Here is a 20,084-nt window from a genome sequence, read left to right as displayed (position 1 = left end):
TTCACAAACTTAATTATGCAAGAGCAGCATTATGTTTGAACATAATATTTCAATATCTATATTTTACTATGTATGATTCAGCATCGTTTGAAATCATCTTCCAAACGCTCTATATCATCTTCTCCAGTATATTCACCCACTTGAGCTTCAATTAGTACAACTGGTATTTTGCCATCATTGGCCAAACGATGTACCTCCCCCATACGTATATAGGTACTCTCATTAGGACGAACAAAATATGAATCATCACCAATGGTGACAGTAGCCGTGCCAGAAACCACTATCCAGTGTTCGCTTCGATGCCAATGCCGCTGCAATGATAAACGCTTTCCGGGTTTAACTTCAATACGTTTGATTTTATATCCATCAACATCCTCTAAAACTGTATAGCTACCCCATGGCCTATACATGGTTTTATGCTCTAGTAAAAGCTTTTTATTATTTTTTTCTAACTCGTTTATTAGTTGTTTAACTTTTTGTGAAGAGCCTTTATTAGCAATCAACAATGCATCAGGTGTGTCAACAATTATACAATCGTTTATATCTATTGTGGCAATAGCACGATCATGGCCGAGAATTAGATTATTATGGCTATTTAACCCAATATAATGCTGATCGGTTGTATTTCCCTGCTCATCTTTAGGTAGTATTTGATCTAATGCATCGAAACATCCTAAGTCTGACCAACCAAATTGAGCGGGGATCATTTTTATTATTTTCGATTTTTCCAAAACCGCATAATCAATACTGTTTTCTGGAATATTCTGCATGTCTTCCAAGGAAATCTGATTAACATTATCCTTACGCTCTGCATTTTTAGATGCTAAAATACACGCATTCAATATTTCAGGAGCATATAACGACAATTCGTTCAAGAAAACACCTGCTTTAAAGCAAAATATTCCGGCATTCCAATAAAATTTTCCTGAAGAAATATACTGCAACGCCGTTTGGGCATTTGGTTTTTCGTGAAATCTGGTTACATCCAGTATTTCATCATTATTAACAGTATCACACTCAATATAACCATAACCTGTTTCAGGAGATGTAGGTGTTACGCCAATGGTTACTAAAAAACCTTTCTCTGCTGTGTCTTTAGCTTTTTGCAAAACATTCTGATAATTGTGTTGTTGGGTAATTAAATGATCCGATGGAGTAACCAGCACTATATCGTCTTCATGTAAATCCAGACAGGCCAAGGCAATAGCAGGAGCAGTATTACGACCTATTGGTTCAATTAAGAATTGGCTATTATCTATACTATTAAGATGACTTAATTGCTCTTTTGATAGAAAATATTGATCTTGATTCGTTATTAAATAGAATCGGTCACATAATTCTTTGTTATAGCAAACTGTTTTCTGAAACAGTGACTGCCCTTCAATTAAGGGAATATATTGTTTTGGCTGTGCATTTCTGCTAATTGGCCAAAGACGCGTGCCTTGCCCACCACAAAGTATAATGTTAATCATTATTAAAACCGTTATTTTGCATAAATTTTATGTAGAGATTACCATACATTATACTGAAACTGATCATATAAGGATTCCTATTCTTAGATAATTTTACAATGCTAAAATAGTAATCCCTTTGACTAGTTAATTTTATAATATCACTTTAATCTTTAAATCCGCAGAATATGAAATTTTTAATAACTGGAGGAGCCGGTTTCATTGGTTCCGCAATGATTCGTTTTCTGATCAATCAAACTAATCATTGTGTTTTGAATATTGATAAACTTACTTACGCAGGAAATTTAAATTCATTATCAGATGTGGTTCATAGTCCACGTTATCAATTTTCTGCTACAGATATTTGCAATCATACCGCATTAACGAATTTATTTAATGAGTTCAAACCAAATATTGTGATGCATTTCGCCGCTGAAACCCATGTAGATCGCTCGATTGACACACCTTCGATATTTATTGAAACAAATATAGTCGGCACTTACACTTTACTTGAAGTAATTCGCAATTACTGCCAGCAACTCAGTTATGTTGATCAACAAAATTTCCGTTTCCATCATATCTCAACAGATGAAGTTTATGGGGATTTGCTGCCCACTATGTCCCCATGCACTGAACAATCTGCATATTCTCCAAGCTCTCCTTATTCTGCCAGCAAAGCCAGTGCTGATCATTTGGTAAGAGCATGGTTTCGGACGTACGATATACCAGTTGTTATTTCCCATTGCACAAATAATTTTGGTCCTTATCAACACCCTGAAAAATTGATCCCCCTAACTATATTAAATGCATTAAATAATAAACCCATTCCAGTCTATGGCAATGGAAAACAGGTTCGTGATTGGCTATATGTTACGGATCATGTAGACGCATTATATACTGTTGCAAACAGTGGGCGGATTGGAGAGACCTATCATATTAGTGGATATAATGAGTATCAGAATATCGAAGTCATTCATACTATATGTGATATTTTATCCGAAATAAAATCAGAAAGTTATACAAATCTAATTACTTATACTACTGATCGTCAGGGACATGATTTTCGTTATGCTTTAGATGCATCTAAAATTGAGAGTGAGTTAAACTGGAAGCCCAAAGAATCGTTTCATTCTGCTTTGTATAAAACAATTACTTGGTACTTGAATAATCAACAATGGATTAACAGTTTAGCTCACAAATAAATAATATATGATCTAATTCAGGAAAATTAAATTTTTACTTAAATTCTGACATAATACATTGGAAAATATAAATATTATATATTCTAGTATTAGATTCATTTAAAATTAATAGATATATATTATATTTATTCATTATTTATAAAGTTCATATTTCATGCTATTACCAATGCCCCCTCGAAAAGGTATCGTTATTGCTGGAGGTATAGGATCAAGGCTCTATCCTGTTACTATCGCTGTATCAAAACAGCTGCTTCCTATCTATGATAAACCTATGGTTTATTATCCACTTTCTGTTTTGATGCTAGCCTATATCCGTGATATTTTAATTATTACAACTCCTTGTGATTTACCCAATTTTAAAAAATTATTTGGTGATGGCAGTCAATTTGGTATCCAGATTAGTTATCAAACACAACCCTCTCCCGATGGGTTGGCTCAAGCATTCATTCTGGCAGAGGATTTTATTGGTAATGATAATGTGACTCTGATATTAGGTGATAATATTTTCTACGGACAAAATTTTCGTCAACAGTTAAACGTAGCTTATAAACGGCAAATTGGTGCTACTATTTTTGGGTATTATGTTAATGATCCTGAAAGATTTGGCATAATTGAGTTTGATGATTACAGAAATATATTGTCGCTTGAAGAAAAACCAGTTAAACCGAAGTCTCATTATGCAGTCACTGGTTTATATTTTTACGATAATCAAGTTGTTGAAATAGCAAAAAAAATCACCCCTTCTGCACGAAAAGAACTAGAAATAACTGATATTAATAATATTTATTTGAAACAGCAACAGTTAAATGTTGAATTATTAGATCGTGGTTTTACTTGGATAGACATGGGAACTCACAACTCTTTAATTGAAGCCAGTCAGTTTGTGCAGATAACTGAAAACCAACAAGGTTTAAAAATAGCCTGCCTTGAAGAAATCGCTTTTAATAATGGATGGATTACTGCTGATCAATTATATGAACGTAGCCAATTCTTATCTAAAACTAATTATGGACAATATTTATGGCGAATCTACAATGAATATCGCAAGAAAGACCTATCGTGAATGTGATCGACACACCGATTAAAGGCTTATTAATCATTGAACCACTGGTATTCAACGATGATCGTGGCTGGTTTATGGAAAGCTTCAATCAAAACCAGTTTGAGCAGGTTTTGCAAGAGCGCGATCTGCCTTGTCCAATTTTTGTGCAGGACAATCACTCCCTATCGCACAAAGGTGTGATACGGGGCTTGCATTATCAAATCTCACCACATGAACAGGGTAAGCTGGTTCGTGTTGTTCAGGGGAGTGTTTGGGATGTAGCAGTTGATATACGTCCAGACTCCCCTACATTTGGCCAATGGTATGGAGTTGAACTTTCTGCAACCAATCTTCGACAACTCTGGATACCTGCAGGTTTTGCTCATGGTTTTATCGCCATGGAAAATAATACACAATTTTTATATAAAACAACTGATTTTTATTCCAAAGAATGTGAGCGCAGTCTGCTCTGGAATGACCCCGAACTAGCTATTTCTTGGCCTATAAGCTCAGATATGGTAGTTAGTCAGACAATTAAAGATGCTCAGGCTCCAAATTTCGCACATTTTAAAACGTATATATAGTTAGTTTCTTGGAACCACATTAAAAGTGTTATTGCTTGCACTCTTTTAGTATTAATCATAATATCAGTTAACTATTTATTTTTTATAAATATTCAAATTAAAGTCTAAAGACAAATTTGCTGAGAAAGCTGATTTATTCAGATTGTTGAATCCCTATTTTTAAATAAGTTCCTGTAAAAATACGGCCATGATATTATTGTTGCTCTCTTTGCATTAGTTTTTGGTATTATTTTATTATGACAGCTGTTACTTTAGGCATCTGGCTGATTTGGATTATTGCACTTATACTGGTTTCTGCTGTTGTCCATTTAATTTCACGCCAAAAATTATTGCAGGAACGTCAGGCTGGGCACGTGCGTCTATCGGAAGCAACAAATGAACTGGTTCGTATTCAAACAGAAGCAAATAATTTACAACAAATTAATCAGAATAATGAAACTGAACTGAGCCACTGCCGTCAGGAATTACAGCTTGTTCACAAGCGTTTGAGTGCTGCTGAGGCTGTTAATACCCAATTAATCAATGTTCAAGAAACATTACAACATGAGCGGCAGCAATATCGTTTAGCCTCGGAACAATATCAAGCTATTTCTACTAAACTGGCTGCAGCAGAACAACAGTTACAGGACTGGCTATTGCGAAGTGAGGAATGGCGCTTGCGTGAAGAAGAGTATACGCAAGTTCAGGCAGAATTAAATCATGCCCGTGTGGAAAATAGCCGTCTGGCGACGCAGCTCCAGCATGAACGTGAAGCATATGAAGAAAAACTGACACTGTTAAATGAGGCTCGTGCTAGTCTCAGTGATCAGTTTAAGTCGCTGGCTAATGATATTCTGGAAGAGAAAAGTAAACGCTTTAGTGAGCAGAATCAGGCTAGTCTTAGTCAACTGCTGAATCCTTTGCACGAACGCATGCAAGGGTTTAGTCAACTGGTGCAAAATACCTATGAAAAAGAAGCTAAAGAGCGGACTACTCTGGAAACTGAGCTGAAACACTTGCAGCAACTGAATGCACAATTACATAGTGATGCCAAAGCGCTTACTGATGCTCTGTCTGGTACCCAGAATAAGAATCAGGGTAACTGGGGTGAAATGATTCTGGAAAAGGTATTGGAAAATTCTGGTTTGCATAAGGGGCGTGAATATGTTTTACAGGCGTCTTCCACTGTTATTGATGAGTTTGGCCGCCAGCGCCGCTTGCAACCGGATGTACTGGTAAATTTACCAGAAAATAAACAGATAGTTATTGATGCTAAAACCTCGCTTACAGCTTATGTTCGCTATACTCAGGCCACTGATGCCAGTAGTGCTGATAAGGCACTGGCCGCGCATATTCAGTCGGTACGCCAGCACATTAAAGAGCTTTCGGCCAAATGCTATGATGAAATAGATGGACTAAACACGCTGGATTTTGTGTTTATGTTTATTCCGGTTGAACCTGCCTATTTACTTGCCCTGCAACAGGATAATCAGCTATTTGATGACTGCTTTCAAAAGCGGATTATGCTGGTTGGCCCTAGTACTTTGCTGGCTACGCTTCGTACGATTGCTCATATCTGGCGTAGTGAACAACAAAATCAGAATGCTTTGATTATTGCCAAAGAAGGTGGCAAGTTGTATGACAAATTTGTTGGATTTGTGAATACTCTGGAAGGTGTGGGTAAAAATCTGGATCAGGCACAGGGACAATTTCAGAAGGCCATGGGACAATTGGTAAGTGGCCGCGGGAATCTGGTGAGCAAGGCCAATAAATTGCGTCAATTGGGTGTGCAAAGCAGTAAAAATTTGCCTGAAAACTATCAATGTCTGGAAGAAGACGAAGAAGAATTGCCTGTGGCCACTACAGATTCTCTCTGAAAAAGCTCTATGGATTTATGATTTAATTATCTGTTTTATATTAATGATTTAAATAGTACCTGCTATAAGCCAGGGTACACAGAGCTTTATGCTATTTCAAACTGGCGTACAATAGTTATTTATAACTATTCTGTTTTCTTTTTTAACAATTTGTGCCAATTGCATAAAAAATTGAGATTTATGCAGATTTTTCGGGCATGTGTGATTTGCTGTTGGATTATATCTGTATGAATCAGAACAATACTCAATTAACTGAATCTTTATGGCATAAAATTTTCAGCCGTCATATGCTGATTTGTGTGTTTACCGGTTTTAGTTCTGGTTTACCGTTATATTTTCTGATTAATCTGATTCCGGCATGGCTACGTAATGAAGGTGTAGATTTAGCTACTATTGGCCTGTTTTCAATTGTTGGTTTACCTTTTACCTGGAAATTCTTATGGTCGCCACTGATGGATGTAGTTCATTTTCCATGGTTGGGAAGACGACGTGGCTGGATGTTTGTCACACAGGTTGCCCTATTGCTGACATTACTAGGCTATACGGAGCTTAATCCGCAGCAGAACAAAACTGCAATTATAATTCTGTCTCTGCTTGTGGCTTTTTTTGCTGCCAGTCAGGATATTGTATTGGATGCTTTCCGGCGTGAAATATTACAGGACAATGAGCTTGGATTGGGTAATGCGATTCATGTTAATGCCTATCGTATTGCTGTACTGGTACCCGGCTCTTTGGCGCTCATTCTGGCTGATATATATCCATGGTCAACGGTATTTGCTATTACAGCATTATTTATGCTGCCGGGTATGTTGATGACGCTCTTGCTGGCAAACGAGCCAAAGTTGCCAGCAACGACACCCAAGTCTCTTGAAGAGACAGTTATTGAGCCTTTTAAAGAATTTTTTCTACGCAAGGGAGTTAAAAATGCCTTGCTGGTACTGTTTTTTATTTTCCTGTATAAACTTGGTGACAGTATGGCTACTGCACTGGCTACGCCTTTTTATCTGGATATGGGCTTTAGTAACGAAAATATTGGTCTGATTGCTAAAAATGCTGGTTTATGGCCAACGATTATTGCTGGTATTCTGGGCGGTATCTGGATGATTAAACTGGGCATTAATCGTGCTCTTTGGATATTCGGGCTGGTACAGGTTTTTTCTATTCTGGGTTTTGCCTGGCTGGCTAGTCAGGGGCCTTTTGCTGTTATCGGCGCAAAACAACTGTTGATACTGGCTACTGTTATTGGTTTTGAAGCTATTGGTGTAGGTTTGGGTACGGCTGCTTTTGTGGCTTATATGGCGCGTGAAACCAACCCTGCCTTTACGGCAACACAACTGGCATTATTTACCAGTTTGGCTGCGATACCAAGAACTCTGATTAATGCGACCACAGGCTATTTGATTAACTGGATGGGCTATGTGAGCTTTTTCTGGTTATGTTTTTTTCTGGCCTTACCGGGTATGCTGTTATTAGTGAAAGTTGCGCCATGGGATAAAGAATAACCAATGTTTGAATATTTATTACCCGTGATTTAATGCACAAGAAGCATTACCAGACATTTGTCTGCAATTGATACGCATTAGCTAAATTTTTGATTTATATATAAATTACGTTTATCAAGACACTATTATAGACATTCTCTATACTTCTGGTTATTTTCCGATATTTAAATTTGAGTATGATAAAAATAAGTAGTGGCCTGATTACCGCAAAAATGGATTGTGTTCTTTTTCATGACCAATAGTAGTCATAAATCCATGCCCCGGCAAAACCCGAGTATCATCGGGCAAAGTAAACAATTTACTCTGAATCCCACGGATTAAATCAGTATGATTCCCACCCGGGAAGTCAGTACGGCCAATAGATTCCCGAAATAAAACATCACCAGCAATTAGCAGGCTATTGGCCTGGCTGTAAAATACGACATGGCCGGGTGTATGCCCAGGTATGTGATAGACAACGAATGTATGTTCGCCAACAGTTAATTTATCACCATCCTGTAACCAACGGGTAGGCGTTAGTGGCTGACTAACAGGAAAGCCATAATTAGCAGTAACTTCTGGCAATGCCTGCAACCAGTAATCGTCTGCCTGATGTGGCCCCAATACTGGAACAGTGTGCTGGGCAATTAGATCTGCTACGCCACTAGCATGGTCAAGATGGCCATGTGTTAACCAGATTGCCTGTAGTTTAAGCTGATGCTTGTCTACTGCGCTTAGTAAACGTTCAGCCTCGCCACCAACATCTGTTAATACTGCGTCGCGGCTAACATCATCCCATAGTAACGCCGCATTCTGTTGAAACGGTGTCACGGGTATAACCTGCATTTGTAAAGCCATTTTTTCCTTTACCTCGCTACCTATCTATAATAACAGAGCCTTGCTTAAAAAATACATGCTCATAAACAATAATAAACAGGCAAAACATTTTTTCAATATAGCTGGTGAAAGCCGATGTGCTACTTTTGCTCCCTGTCTGGCCGTGATAAAGCTCATTATACTGATGCCAATAAAAGCATAAATATGGACATAGCCAATGGTATGGGCTATATGAATTTGCTCATGCACACCAAAAAACATAAAGCCTAAAGCACCTGCAACTGCAATTGGCAAGCCACAGGCAGCAGAGGTACCGACAGCCTGTTGCATGGCCAGCCCGCTGCGATTCAGATAGGGCACGGTTAAGCTGCCGCCACCAATGCCAAATAAGGCGGAGGCTATGCCGATAACAGCGCCAGCAAACCAATGCCAGTTTGGATTAATTGATTGTCTATGCTGCACACTGATTTTTATCTGAGCACTGCGAAACATGTTGATACCAACAAACAGGGTAAAAATACCAATAACCAGTTGTAGCTTCTGACCAGATAAAGCATCAGCAATGGCTGCACCTCCGAATGAACCCAGTATGAGCCCGGGAGTTAACCGCCCTACTACCAGCCACAGTACTGCATGGTTTTTATTGTGGGCCAGCATGGAACTGATAGAAGTAACCATGATGGTAGCCAATGATGTTCCTAGAGCCAGATGCATGCTTACAGCCTCGCCATAGCCAGCATGCATAAAAACGATATACAAAATAGGTACGACAATCAATCCACCGCCAACCCCAAACAGGCCGGCGGCAAAGCCTGCTACAGCACCTATTAATAAATAAGTAAGCAGTTCCATAGGCAAGTTGATTAAACAGTAATGCTGTTATCTGCTAATGATTAAGCTGAAATTGCATTATTTCTGCAAGATAATAGCCTGATATTAATGGCGGAAGTGACGTACTCCGGTTACTACCATGGCAATACCATGTTCATTAGCAGCAGCAATTACTTCTTCATCCCGTACTGAACCACCAGGCTGGATAATGGCCTTAATACCTTGCTCAGCAATCACATCCACCCCATCTCTAAACGGGAAAAATGCATCTGAAGCAGCGCAGGCACCAGCAAGTTCAAAGCCTGCATCCTGTGCTTTACGCGCCGCAATGCGCGTTGAATCTACCCGACTCATTTGTCCGGCACCTATACCGTAGGTTTGCCCACCCTTACCAAACACAATTGCATTGGATTTCACGTATTTGGCTACTTTCCATACGAATAGTAAATCCTGTATTTCCTGTTCAGTGGGTGTACGCGTTGTTATAACCTGTAATTGATTCGCTTCTATTTGATGATTGTCTGGGGTCTGTACCAGCAAACCGCCGCCAACACGTTTTAGTTCAAACTGATTTGCTCCGGCAGATAAGGGAATTTCCAGTACACGCACATTCTTTTTAGCAGCTATGATGGCTTTTGCTTTGGCAGTGAATCCGGGAGCCATTAATACTTCAAGAAACTGGCCAGTAACGGCTTCTACTGTTGCTGCATCTACTTCGCGGTTAAAGGCAATGATGCCGCCAAAAGCACTGGTTGTATCTGTGGCAAAGGCCAGTCGGTATGCAGTTAAGGTATCGGCAGCCACTGCAACTCCACATGGATTAGCATGTTTAACGATAACACAGGCAGGCTGGATAAAAGATTTAACTGCTTCCCATGCGGCATCGGCGTCAGCAATATTGTTATATGACAGCTCTTTTCCCTGTAATTGCAGATAATTGGCCAAACTACCAGCAGCCGGCTGCGAATCACGATAAAAAGCAGCCTGCTGATGCGGATTTTCGCCATAACGTAAATCCTGTACTTTTAGCCAGCTTTGATTATATTGCTGTGGGAAAGTATGTAAATCCGGTTTTCCAGCCAAATTTTTATCGTCAACCCGAGTCAGATAATTAGCAATCATACCATCGTATTGAGCGGTGTGTGCAAAAGCTTTTCGTGCCAGGCTGAAACGGGTCTGCGCTGACAGGCAGCTCTGCTGCTGCAATTCGGTAATAATTGCTGCATAATCATTACAATCTGTAACAATGGCCACATCTTGCCAGTTTTTAGCAGCTGAACGCACCATTGTCGGGCCACCAATATCAATATTTTCGATAGCCTCTTCCAGTGTACAGCCTGGTTTCGCCACTGTTGCAGCAAACGGATACAGATTTACACATACAAGGTCTATGGCGCCAATATCATGCGCTGCCATTTGTGCTTTGTGCTCAGGGCAATCACGCCGCCCCAGAATACCACCATGAATTTTGGGATGTAATGTCTTTACCCGTCCATCTAGCATTTCTGGAAAGCCGGTATAATCTGCAACTTCAGTCACTGCAATACCCGCGTCGGCCAATAAACTGGCTGTCCCCCCTGTTGAGAGTAATTCGACGCCCAGTTGCGTTAGCTGGTGTGCAAAATCAATCACACCGGTTTTATCTGACACACTTAACAGTGCCCGTTTGATTACAGCCATGACGTCTCCCTTAAAATACAAAAATTTCTGATTCAATCCAGCAAATTATATTGCGTTAATTTTTTACGTAGTGTATTGCGGTTCAACCCGAGAATCTGCGCAGCACGAGTCTGATTATGCTCACAAACCTCCATTACACAACGCAATAGCGGTAATTCCATCTGCTGCAACACCATATCATAGACTGCACAAGGTGTTTCACCATCCAGATCCGCAAAATATTGCCGTACATTTGCTTCTATACATTGAGCGATACTAACTTTAGGCGCTTCACTCATTTACATTTTCCTCATATAACAGGACAAACTGCTTACTGTTCCCTATAGGCACACGGCCACGCAGCTAATTGTGCTACCTGCCTGTCTAAAAAGTCATTAACCAGCTGCAACTGCATTTGCGCATCATCTACTGTATTAACCTGTCTGCGAAAATGCTCCCCTTCCGGTAATGCAGTTACATACCAGCCAACATGCTTACGGGCAATACGTACACCCATAATTTTGCCATAAAAATCATGCATGGCAGCTACATGACGTACGATAATCTGTGCATGCTCTGCTATGCTCAGCGAAGGTGGCAAACAACCATACTTATGGTAATGGACAAGGTCGCGAAACAGCCATGGTTGCCCCTGAGCTGCGCGTCCAATCATCACACCATCCGCACCAGTTTCCTGCCATACCCTTAATGCTTTTTGCGGACTGGTAATATCTCCATTAACCCACAATGGTAGGTTTACCTGCTGTCGTACCTGTGTAATTAGCTCATAACAGGCCTCTCCACGATACATTTGTGTACGTGTACGGCCATGTACAGCAAGAGCAGTAATTCCTGCCTGTTCTGCCATATGCGCAATAGTCAAAATATTGCGATGCTCATCATCCCAGCCCAGACGAGTTTTCAGAGTTACCGGTACATCAACAGCATCCACAACTGCCTGCAAAATTGCCTCAACCAGCGATTCATTTTGTAATAAGGCACTACCTGCCAGCACATTACAAACTTTTTTTGCCGGACAGCCCATATTGATATCAATAACTTCTGCACCACGGGCTACATTATAGCGTGCCGCATCTGCCAGCTGCTGCGGGTCACTACCGACAATCTGTACCACCCTGATACCGTTTTCACCCTCATAATTAGCGCGCTGTAGAGTCTTGCGTGTTTGCTGTAGACTCGGATCACTAGTAATCATTTCACTCACTGCCCAGCCTGCACCAAACTCACGACATAGCTGGCGAAATGGCTTATCAGTTATGCCCGCCATTGGCGCTAGCGCAAAAGGAGCAGTAAGCTGATAACAACCAATTTGCATAATCAGTAAATCAAATATGGAAAAATAATATTCGGATATGAATTATTGTACAATTTTTAGGCAGCCCCTCCAAATACAAATACCACCATTTAACTAAAATATTGATTAAATTAATAAATAATTTCAGAAAATTGGATGCTATCAGTCATGCGATTACACTACATGAGGATAGTATTGTGGAGCATAGTGAATTCGTATCAGACCAGAACCACAAGGCTGAATAAATACCTTGAATAATTGGCAAACCATTAACAACTAGCTGTGATCTTGACTTATGGAATTTGCCAATTACATGTAGGTACACGATTTAATATATTAGAATAAATGATTTATAAGCAAAAATTTATTGGAAGATATAATAAGCAAACATATTGAGCGCAAGCTAGCAAATTTATATAGTTCTCTACATTCACAAGTAATTTAACAAATACAATAACTTCCTAAAGAACCTATCAGTTATTCTGTAAGCTTCAATTGATCTAAGCCTTACCACTCTCTGCAATTTCGTTAAGGATAAATGATATCGTTTCATCAACACATGAAACGATATCATGCTGCCTGTATTAATTCGGCTGAATGCTACGCCACCCATTGAAGAATTTGTTGCTGAATTTTGTCAGCACTTAATCCTACTTGATTGAGTAGTTGTGCTGTATCACCATGTTCAGTAAATATATCAGGTATCCCCAGCGTTAATACCGGTTTGTTCTGATTATGCTGGGCCAGTAATTCAAGAACAGCGCTTCCTGCACCGCCAATCTTACTGTTTTCTTCCAGCGTAACCAAATAATCATGTTTTGCAGCCAGCTGTAATAGCAGCTCCGTATCCAGTGGTTTAACGAAGCGCATGTCTGCTACTGTTGCATCAATTGCATCACCCACAGTAAGGGCGGGTTGCACCATACTGCCAAATGCGATTAAAGCAATTTTACTTCCCTGACGGCGTAGTATTCCTTTGCCAATCGCTACCGTAGCCAAATCAGCTCCTGCATCAATACCCGTACCTGTACCACGAGGATAACGTACGGCCGCAGGCTGATTAAGCTGATAGCAGCTTGATAGCAATAAACGGCATTCACGCTCATCACTGGGCACTGCAATGACCAGATTAGGCACACAGCGCAGATAGCTCAAATCATAAACACCAGCATGTGTTGGGCCATCTGCCCCAACAATTCCGCCGCGATCAATTGCAAACAAAACCGGCAAATTCTGTAATGCGACATCGTGAATCAGCTGATCATAAGCCCGTTGCAGGAAAGTTGAGTAAATCGCTACCACCGGTTTCATCTGTTCACAAGCCAATCCAGCAGCAAAAGTCACGGCATGCTGCTCAGCAATACCGACATCAAAATAACGCTCTGGATATCGCTGGGCAAATTCTACCAGACCACTACCCTCACGCATGGCCGGCGTAATCGCCAGCAAATTTTGATCTACTGCTGCCTGATCTATTATCCATTGGCCGAAAATTTGTGTATACGTAGGTTTAGTCGCCGTCCGAGACACATGCAAGCCTTGCTGCGGATCAAACGCACTGACAGCATGAAAACTGACTGGGTCATTTTCCGCCAGTTTATAGCCATGACCTTTTTTAGTAATGATATGCAACAATTGCGGCCCTTTACGGTTACGCATTTCCTGAAGCACATCTACTAGTTGAATGACATCATGCCCATCAATCGGCCCTGAATAAGTAAAACCGAAATTATCGAATAATGACAGCGTTTCAGAACTGGTACTCTCTTCAATCAAACCTTTGATTTTATTTTCAACCCGCTGCGCTACATCCAGCGCACCCGGTACTAAACCTAATACCTTTTCTGATTTATGCTTGATTGATTTCACCAATCCCTTAACATCATGCAAAGGATTTTTTGCCAGATACTTGGGCAAAGCGCCAACATTTGGTGAAATGGACATCTCATTGTCATTAAGAATAACCAGTAAATCAATATCCATATCACCGGCATTATTTAATGCTTCAAATGCCTGCCCCGCCGTCATCGCACCGTCACCAATAATAGCAACATTGCGGTTGGTTTTATGCTGTAATTTATCGGCTACCGCCATACCCAGCGCAGCACCAATCGAGGTGGACGAATGACCAACACCAAACACATCGTATTCCGACTCGCTGCGCTTGGGAAAACCGGCCAAACCACCATATTGCCGCATAGTAGCCATACGTCTTTTACGTCCAGTCAGGATTTTGTGCGGATAACTCTGATGCCCCACATCCCAGATCAGATGATCTTGCGGAGTCTGATATACATAGTGCAAGGCGACCGTTAGCTCAACTGCACCCAGATTACTGGCAAAATGTCCTCCCGTTTTGCTTACTGATTCCAGTAAATAAGCGCGTAACTCATTTGCCAGCTGGGGTAACTGGCTCTTTTGCAAACGGCGCACATCCTGTGGTAAATCAATGGTATCAAGCAGAGAGGTAGGATTCATAATCAGACTTTACTTGTTATTAATGCAAGATAACAGGCCATATATACCTGCCAAACTAAGTGCACGGTAATTATATACTACAATACCCCCTGCACGGGGGTATTCATTCTATGTCAAGAAATTATTTCTATCGTGATTAATTAAAATAAGCTGTATACATCAAGGCTGTTAAGACATGCATTCAAGTTATCTGGTTTTCATCAGGATTACTCACGATGATACGGATGATTATGTAAAATCGACTGGGCTCGATAAAGCTGTTCAGTCAACAGTACGCGCACCATGCCATGTGGTAAAGTCAGGCTGGAAAGGCGCACTAACAGATTTGCCCGCTGTTTTAAACTCGCAGTCATCCCATCAGCACCACCAATAACAAAACACAGATTATCCCCCTGCTGCTGCCATTTTTTTAACCAGTCCGCCAGCTCCATGGACGTTGGTGCTTTCCCACGCTCATCCAGTACAATCAGATAACTATGTGGTGGAATTGCCGCAACAATACGTTCCTCTTCAGCTGCCATTCCCTGTGCCGCATTAACACCCGCACCGCGTTTTTCCGGTTTGATTTCCCTGAGCTGAAACTGAATCTCACGGCCAAACCTCTTACTATAATCGGCCACCGCATAATCCACCCATTGCGGCATTTTCGTTCCCACCGCCAGTACTGTAATATTCATTCAATTCCAATAAATGTAGTATCCAGCGAACATCAATCTACTGCTTGCCATGGTTTAGCCGCACCTGCATGAAAAGAAGGCTTTTCTCCGCCCCATAAAGCTTCAATATCATAATAGTCACGCACCGCAGGCTGCATCACATGTACAACCAGATCACCAGCATCAACCAGAGCCCATTCACCACTATCAAGGCCTTCCGTGCTAATAATTTCGTAACCAGCCTCTTTTAAATCTACAGCAACATTATTTGCCAGCGCCTTTACCTGACGCGTACTGTCACCACTGGCAATAATCATCCGGGAAAACAGCGAAGTTTGTGCCGATGTATCCAGTACAGTAATGTCCTTACCTTTAACATCTTCAAGTGCATTAACGCTAATGGCTACCATATTGTCCCATTGAGCGATAAGATTTTCATCCATACAGTAAATATCCTATTGAGTTGAAAGCATTTCCTGCTCAGAAACACCTTATAAATATGCAAATTATGCCTGATAAAGGTGTTCGCGGTCGATATATTCCGCCACACCAGCCGGAACGTCATCATGATTGCCCATCGACCATTGCACACGAATATCAGTCGAACTTACCGGTAAAAAAGACGCCTGCAATAACACCGCGCGTCCGCCATCATTACCGTCCGGTGTAGTCAGATTTTTGGCTAATGCATCAGGCAACCATTGCTGTAATACCACCGGCAAAGCAGCTAAGCCCTGCTCGCCACGTTGAGCAATAGCCAGATTAACACTTTGCAATAAAGCCCGATAACGATGCCAATCTGGCAGTTGTAACAATGAATCCATTCCCAGTAACCACCATAACTGTGCCTGCGCAAATACCTGACGAAACAGAGATACAGTATCAATTGTATAAGTGGGTCCATTGCGTGCCACATCACAGTCAGACACACTAAAGCGTTCATCTACGACAATCGTCTGCTCCACCATAGCCAAACGTTGTGCAGCTGTAGTACGAGTAGCAACCTGTTTATGGTATGGATCACCTGCTGGAATAAAAATAACACTATCCAACTTTAATTCATCAGCAAAAGCCTGCGCGATATGAATATGGCCATTGTGTGGCGGATCAAAAGTACCACCAAATAAACCGATACGTTTCATATTTTATTTCCATTAACCACAATATTCAGCTTACCGGTAATGGGATGAATGACCAGACCATGTACTTTAATCTCACTGGGCATCAGTGGGTGTTTTCGTATCATATTAACCGAATGCATAATCGCATCTTCCACACTATCAAAATCGGTGAGCCACTTATGAAAATCTACACCTGCATTCTCCAGAATTTCAAGACGCTCATCACTGACCCCCCGGGCACGCATTCGATCAAGCATATCGGGAACATGCAACTCCTGCATACCACAATCATAATGCCCGATCACCATAATTTCATGTACATGCATCTCATATACAGCCACCAACAATGAGCGCATCACTGAACCCCACGGATGAGTAACCAAAGCACCCGCATTACGAATCACCTTGGCATCTCCATTTTTTAGCCCCAGAGCACGCGGTAACAAATCCAGAATTCGTGCATCCATACAGGAAACAATGGCCAGATTCTTTTCTGGATACTTGTCCGTAAAAAACTGCTCATACTCTTCAGCATCAACAAATTTCTGATTAAAGTCCATAATCTCATCAATTAAAGACATAATTTCTCCCTTTTCATTTATATAATAGTTGCACTCGGCTCAATATATTGGCACATCAGCCCCCAGAATATATAGCTCTAAAGTATTCAGGCAGCCGCAACGGCTGCCTGTTACAAACCGGATTATCTTACGCCCCTAGCCAGAGCAATTTAAATGCCCACAATATAGCAATAATCCACACCATGTAAGATACTTCTTTAACCTTACCACAGAACAATTTAATCAGTGCGTAACTGATGAAACCCATCGCAATACCATCTGCAATAGAATAGGCAAAAGGCATAAAAATCAGAGTAAAGAATGCTGGCGCAGCCTCAGTAACATCTTTCCAGTCAATTTCCGTCATACTGCGCATCATCAGCACCCCTACATATAGCAATGCAGGAGCAGTAGCATACTCCGGAACACTAGCCGCTAGCTTAGAAAACCATAAACTTGCCAGCATTAAAATGCCAACTACTACTGCTGTCAAACCTGTGCGGCCACCGACAGCAGCTCCAGCTGCTGATTCCACATAGGCAGTTGTAGAAGAAGTACCGAGGCCGGCACCGACCACAATTGCCGTCGAGTCAGCCAGCAACGCTTTTTTTACTCGTGGCAGCGTACCATCTACCAGCAAACCTGCACGACCCGAAACACCAATCAGAACACCGGTACTGTCAAACAAATCCACAAAGAAAAATACAAAAATAACACTAACCAGACTCATGGTAAATAAATCATGAAAGTCTAGCTGTAAAAAAGTCGGAGCTAACGAAGGAACTGGAGCGAATACACCCTGAAACTGATTGATTCCCAGCACCGAAGCAATAGCAGTAATTACCAAAATCCCAATAATAATCCCGCCACGCACCCGAAAATGTTCCAGTGCAACAATCAGACAGAAACCAACAATTGTCAAAAGCACCTTAGGAGAATGGATATCGCCCAAACTAACCAGTGTAGCTGGATTGGATACCACGACACCAGCACTTTTTAGAGCCACCAAGGCCAGAAACAAACCAATTCCGCCGCCAATAGAATATTTGAGAGAATTCGGTAGCGAATTAACAATCGCCTCGCGCACTTTAAACACGCTCAGAATAATAAAAATGATACCGGAAACACAAACCGCTCCCAATGCCACCTGCCACGGAATACCCATCCCTCTTACCACAGCATAAGTGAAATAAGCATTCAATCCCATTCCGGGTGCCAGAGCAATCGGATAGTTTGCTATCAGCCCCATCATCATGCAAGCAAAAGCAGAAGAAATACAGGTAGCCACAAAAACCGCACCGAAATCCATACCCGCTTCTTCGAGAATAGTGGGATTAACCACCAAAATATAACTCATTGCCAAAAAAGTGGTCAGGCCGGCTAACACCTCAGTGCGCACACTGCTGCCACTTTCTTTAATTTTAAAAAAACGATCCAAAAAAGAAGTACCCGCTGGGCTCATGCCAATTCCTTTTAATACCGAAAAAAGGCCAGATAAAACCAGCTACCGTAAACAATCTCTACCGGTAACCGAATAATAAAAAACTCAAATAAATCTTGCATCATAATCCGACAACATGCACAGCCTTTATACCTGTATTAATACGTACATGTACCTGTATCCACACAAATGGATTAATGCGGCGTTTTCCCTCTATTTTGCTAATTGATAACTTACTCGGCTAAAATCATTTTTCCACGCAAAGAAAACGTATGCGCTTCGGTAATTTCCAGCTCCACCATTTGATTGATTAAACGAGGATGTCCCGTAAAATTAACTACCCGATTATTTGCCGTACGTGCCTGTAGTTGATCTGGGTCTTTTTTCGATACACCCTCTACTAGACAACGTTGTACACTACCAAGCATAGACTGATTAATTCGTGCTGTTTCAGCCTCAATCACCATATTCAATGCTCCCAAGCGGCGTACTTTTTCAGCATGTGGTGTATCATCGGGTAAATTTGCTGCCGGCGTACCTGGACGCGGGCTATAAATAAATACAAAGCTCAAATCAAAAGCCAAGTCCTGTACCAGTTTCAGCGTTTGCTCAAACTCACGTTCAGTTTCCCCAGGAAAACCAACAATAAAGTCTGAGCTTAAACATAAATCCGGTCGGATAGCGCGTAATTTACGAATAATATGTTTATACTCCAATGCGGTATAGCCACGCTTCATCGCCGTTAGCACACGATCCGAACCAGACTGCACTGGCAAATGCAAATGCGATACCAGTTTTGGTAAGTCGCGATAACATTCAATAATGGCATCGGAAAATTCACGTGGATGGCTAGTGGTAAAGCGTATGCGCTCAATACCGGGTATCTCGTGAACTATGCGTAACAAAGTAGCAAAATCGCAGATTTCGCCGTCACCCATATCACCGCGATAAGCATTCACATTTTGCCCAAGAAGATTAATTTCCTTAACCCCCTGTTGCGCTAAACCAGCTATTTCAGTTAATACATCTTCCAGCGGACGTGAAAACTCTTCCCCACGGGTATAAGGTACAACACAAAAACTACAATACTTGGAGCAGCCTTCCATAATGGATACAAACGCTGCACCACCTTCAACCCGTGCAGGTGGCAGATGATCGAACTTTTCAATTTCCGGAAAAGAGATATCTACTTGTGACAGGCCACTGGTTTCCTTATCCAGAATCATCTGTGGCAAACGATGTAGAGTCTGTGGACCAAACACCACATCTACATAAGGCGCCCGCTGAATAATTGCCTCACCTTCCTGTGAAGCAACACAGCCACCAACCCCGATAATCAAATCCGGATTTTTAGCTTTTAATGGCCTGATGCGTCCCAAATCCGAAAATACTTTTTCCTGAGCTTTTTCCCGTACTGAGCAGGTATTAAAAAGAATAATATCCGCATCTTCAGCTCTGTCAGTACGTTCTAGTGGTTGTCCTTCAGCAAGTACAGACAGCATTTTGTCACTGTCATACTCATTCATCTGACAACCAAAGGTTCGTATAAATACTTTTTTCATAACACCTA

Annotated in this window: 18 protein-coding genes; 5 read left to right on the top strand and 13 right to left on the bottom strand. The window is 41.3% G+C overall.

Annotated elements, in window-relative coordinates; genetic code table 11:
* Window positions 1–77: 77 nt before the first annotated feature.
* Complete coding sequence (locus BGI33_RS11010) at window positions 78–1,472, bottom strand: mannose-1-phosphate guanylyltransferase/mannose-6-phosphate isomerase (protein ID WP_100091228.1); 1,395 nt, start codon at window positions 1,470–1,472, stop codon at window positions 78–80.
* Between the two features lie 167 nt (window positions 1,473–1,639).
* Between BGI33_RS11010 and rfbB the strand changes: the two genes are divergently transcribed.
* From rfbB to BGI33_RS10985, 5 genes are all read left to right on the top strand, one after another.
* Window positions 1,640–2,653, top strand: a complete 1,014-nt coding sequence (rfbB, locus tag BGI33_RS11005) for a dTDP-glucose 4,6-dehydratase (protein ID WP_100091227.1) — start codon at window positions 1,640–1,642, stop codon at window positions 2,651–2,653.
* A gap of 166 nt (window positions 2,654–2,819) precedes the next feature.
* Window positions 2,820–3,716 carry a glucose-1-phosphate thymidylyltransferase RfbA gene (gene rfbA / locus BGI33_RS11000; protein ID WP_100091226.1) on the top strand — a complete coding sequence of 299 codons (897 nt, stop codon included), beginning with the start codon at window positions 2,820–2,822 and terminating at the stop codon, window positions 3,714–3,716.
* Entirely contained in the window at window positions 3,713–4,279 is a 567-nt protein-coding gene (gene rfbC, locus BGI33_RS10995; protein ID WP_100091225.1) for a dTDP-4-dehydrorhamnose 3,5-epimerase, read from the top strand. Before rfbA ends, rfbC begins: the two co-directional genes overlap by 4 nt.
* 236 nt (window positions 4,280–4,515) lie before the next feature.
* Window positions 4,516–6,135: a DNA recombination protein RmuC gene (rmuC, locus tag BGI33_RS10990; RefSeq protein WP_100091224.1), complete on the top strand. Its 1,620-nt coding sequence runs from the start codon at window positions 4,516–4,518 to the stop codon at window positions 6,133–6,135.
* Between the two features lie 227 nt (window positions 6,136–6,362).
* On the top strand, window positions 6,363–7,637 hold the full coding sequence (locus tag BGI33_RS10985) for an AmpG family muropeptide MFS transporter (protein WP_100091261.1): 1,275 nt from the start codon (window positions 6,363–6,365) through the stop codon (window positions 7,635–7,637).
* Between the two features lie 201 nt (window positions 7,638–7,838).
* On the opposite strand, the gene BGI33_RS10980 is transcribed toward BGI33_RS10985, so the two are convergent.
* From BGI33_RS10980 to miaB, 12 genes are all read right to left on the bottom strand, one after another.
* On the bottom strand, window positions 7,839–8,474 hold the full coding sequence (locus BGI33_RS10980; protein ID WP_100091222.1) for an MBL fold metallo-hydrolase: 636 nt from the start codon (window positions 8,472–8,474) through the stop codon (window positions 7,839–7,841).
* 24 nt (window positions 8,475–8,498) lie between these two features.
* Window positions 8,499–9,305 carry a sulfite exporter TauE/SafE family protein gene (locus BGI33_RS10975; RefSeq protein ID WP_100091221.1) on the bottom strand — a complete coding sequence of 269 codons (807 nt, stop codon included), beginning with the start codon at window positions 9,303–9,305 and terminating at the stop codon, window positions 8,499–8,501.
* Between the two features lie 84 nt (window positions 9,306–9,389).
* The gene (purH, locus tag BGI33_RS10970) at window positions 9,390–10,964 is read right to left on the bottom strand and encodes a bifunctional phosphoribosylaminoimidazolecarboxamide formyltransferase/IMP cyclohydrolase (protein WP_100091220.1); all 1,575 of its coding nucleotides are present in this window, start codon (window positions 10,962–10,964) and stop codon (window positions 9,390–9,392) included.
* Between the two features lie 32 nt (window positions 10,965–10,996).
* A complete protein-coding gene (locus tag BGI33_RS10965; RefSeq protein ID WP_100091219.1) occupies window positions 10,997–11,242 on the bottom strand; it encodes a helix-turn-helix domain-containing protein in 246 nt (81 codons plus the stop codon).
* Between the two features lie 32 nt (window positions 11,243–11,274).
* Window positions 11,275–12,279 (bottom strand): tRNA dihydrouridine synthase DusB, encoded by a 1,005-nt coding sequence (gene dusB, locus BGI33_RS10960; protein WP_100091217.1) that lies wholly within the window; start codon window positions 12,277–12,279, stop codon window positions 11,275–11,277.
* A 579-nt stretch (window positions 12,280–12,858) separates the two neighbouring features.
* Entirely contained in the window at window positions 12,859–14,736 is a 1,878-nt protein-coding gene (gene dxs / locus BGI33_RS10955; protein ID WP_100091216.1) for a 1-deoxy-D-xylulose-5-phosphate synthase, read from the bottom strand.
* Between the two features lie 206 nt (window positions 14,737–14,942).
* On the bottom strand, window positions 14,943–15,413 hold the full coding sequence (rlmH, locus tag BGI33_RS10950) for a 23S rRNA (pseudouridine(1915)-N(3))-methyltransferase RlmH (RefSeq protein ID WP_100091214.1): 471 nt from the start codon (window positions 15,411–15,413) through the stop codon (window positions 14,943–14,945).
* A 32-nt stretch (window positions 15,414–15,445) separates the two neighbouring features.
* Window positions 15,446–15,835 carry a ribosome silencing factor gene (rsfS, locus tag BGI33_RS10945; RefSeq protein ID WP_100091212.1) on the bottom strand — a complete coding sequence of 130 codons (390 nt, stop codon included), beginning with the start codon at window positions 15,833–15,835 and terminating at the stop codon, window positions 15,446–15,448.
* 63 nt (window positions 15,836–15,898) lie between these two features.
* Complete coding sequence (gene nadD, locus BGI33_RS10940) at window positions 15,899–16,534, bottom strand: nicotinate-nucleotide adenylyltransferase (RefSeq protein WP_100091211.1); 636 nt, start codon at window positions 16,532–16,534, stop codon at window positions 15,899–15,901.
* A complete protein-coding gene (locus BGI33_RS10935) occupies window positions 16,531–17,094 on the bottom strand; it encodes a beta-class carbonic anhydrase (protein WP_100091210.1) in 564 nt (187 codons plus the stop codon). The genes nadD and BGI33_RS10935 overlap by 4 nt, the downstream gene beginning before the upstream one ends.
* Before the next feature lie 127 nt (window positions 17,095–17,221).
* The gene (locus tag BGI33_RS10930; protein ID WP_100091209.1) at window positions 17,222–18,535 is read right to left on the bottom strand and encodes an NCS2 family permease; all 1,314 of its coding nucleotides are present in this window, start codon (window positions 18,533–18,535) and stop codon (window positions 17,222–17,224) included.
* A gap of 212 nt (window positions 18,536–18,747) precedes the next feature.
* Window positions 18,748–20,076: a tRNA (N6-isopentenyl adenosine(37)-C2)-methylthiotransferase MiaB gene (gene miaB, locus BGI33_RS10925; protein WP_100091207.1), complete on the bottom strand. Its 1,329-nt coding sequence runs from the start codon at window positions 20,074–20,076 to the stop codon at window positions 18,748–18,750.
* Between the last annotated feature and the right edge of the window lie 8 nt (window positions 20,077–20,084).

The sequence above is a fragment of the Snodgrassella alvi genome, from assembly GCF_002777425.1.
Classification (GTDB): Bacteria; Pseudomonadota; Gammaproteobacteria; order Burkholderiales; family Neisseriaceae; genus Snodgrassella; species Snodgrassella alvi_B.
This window is presented reverse-complemented; position numbering and strand designations above follow the sequence as displayed.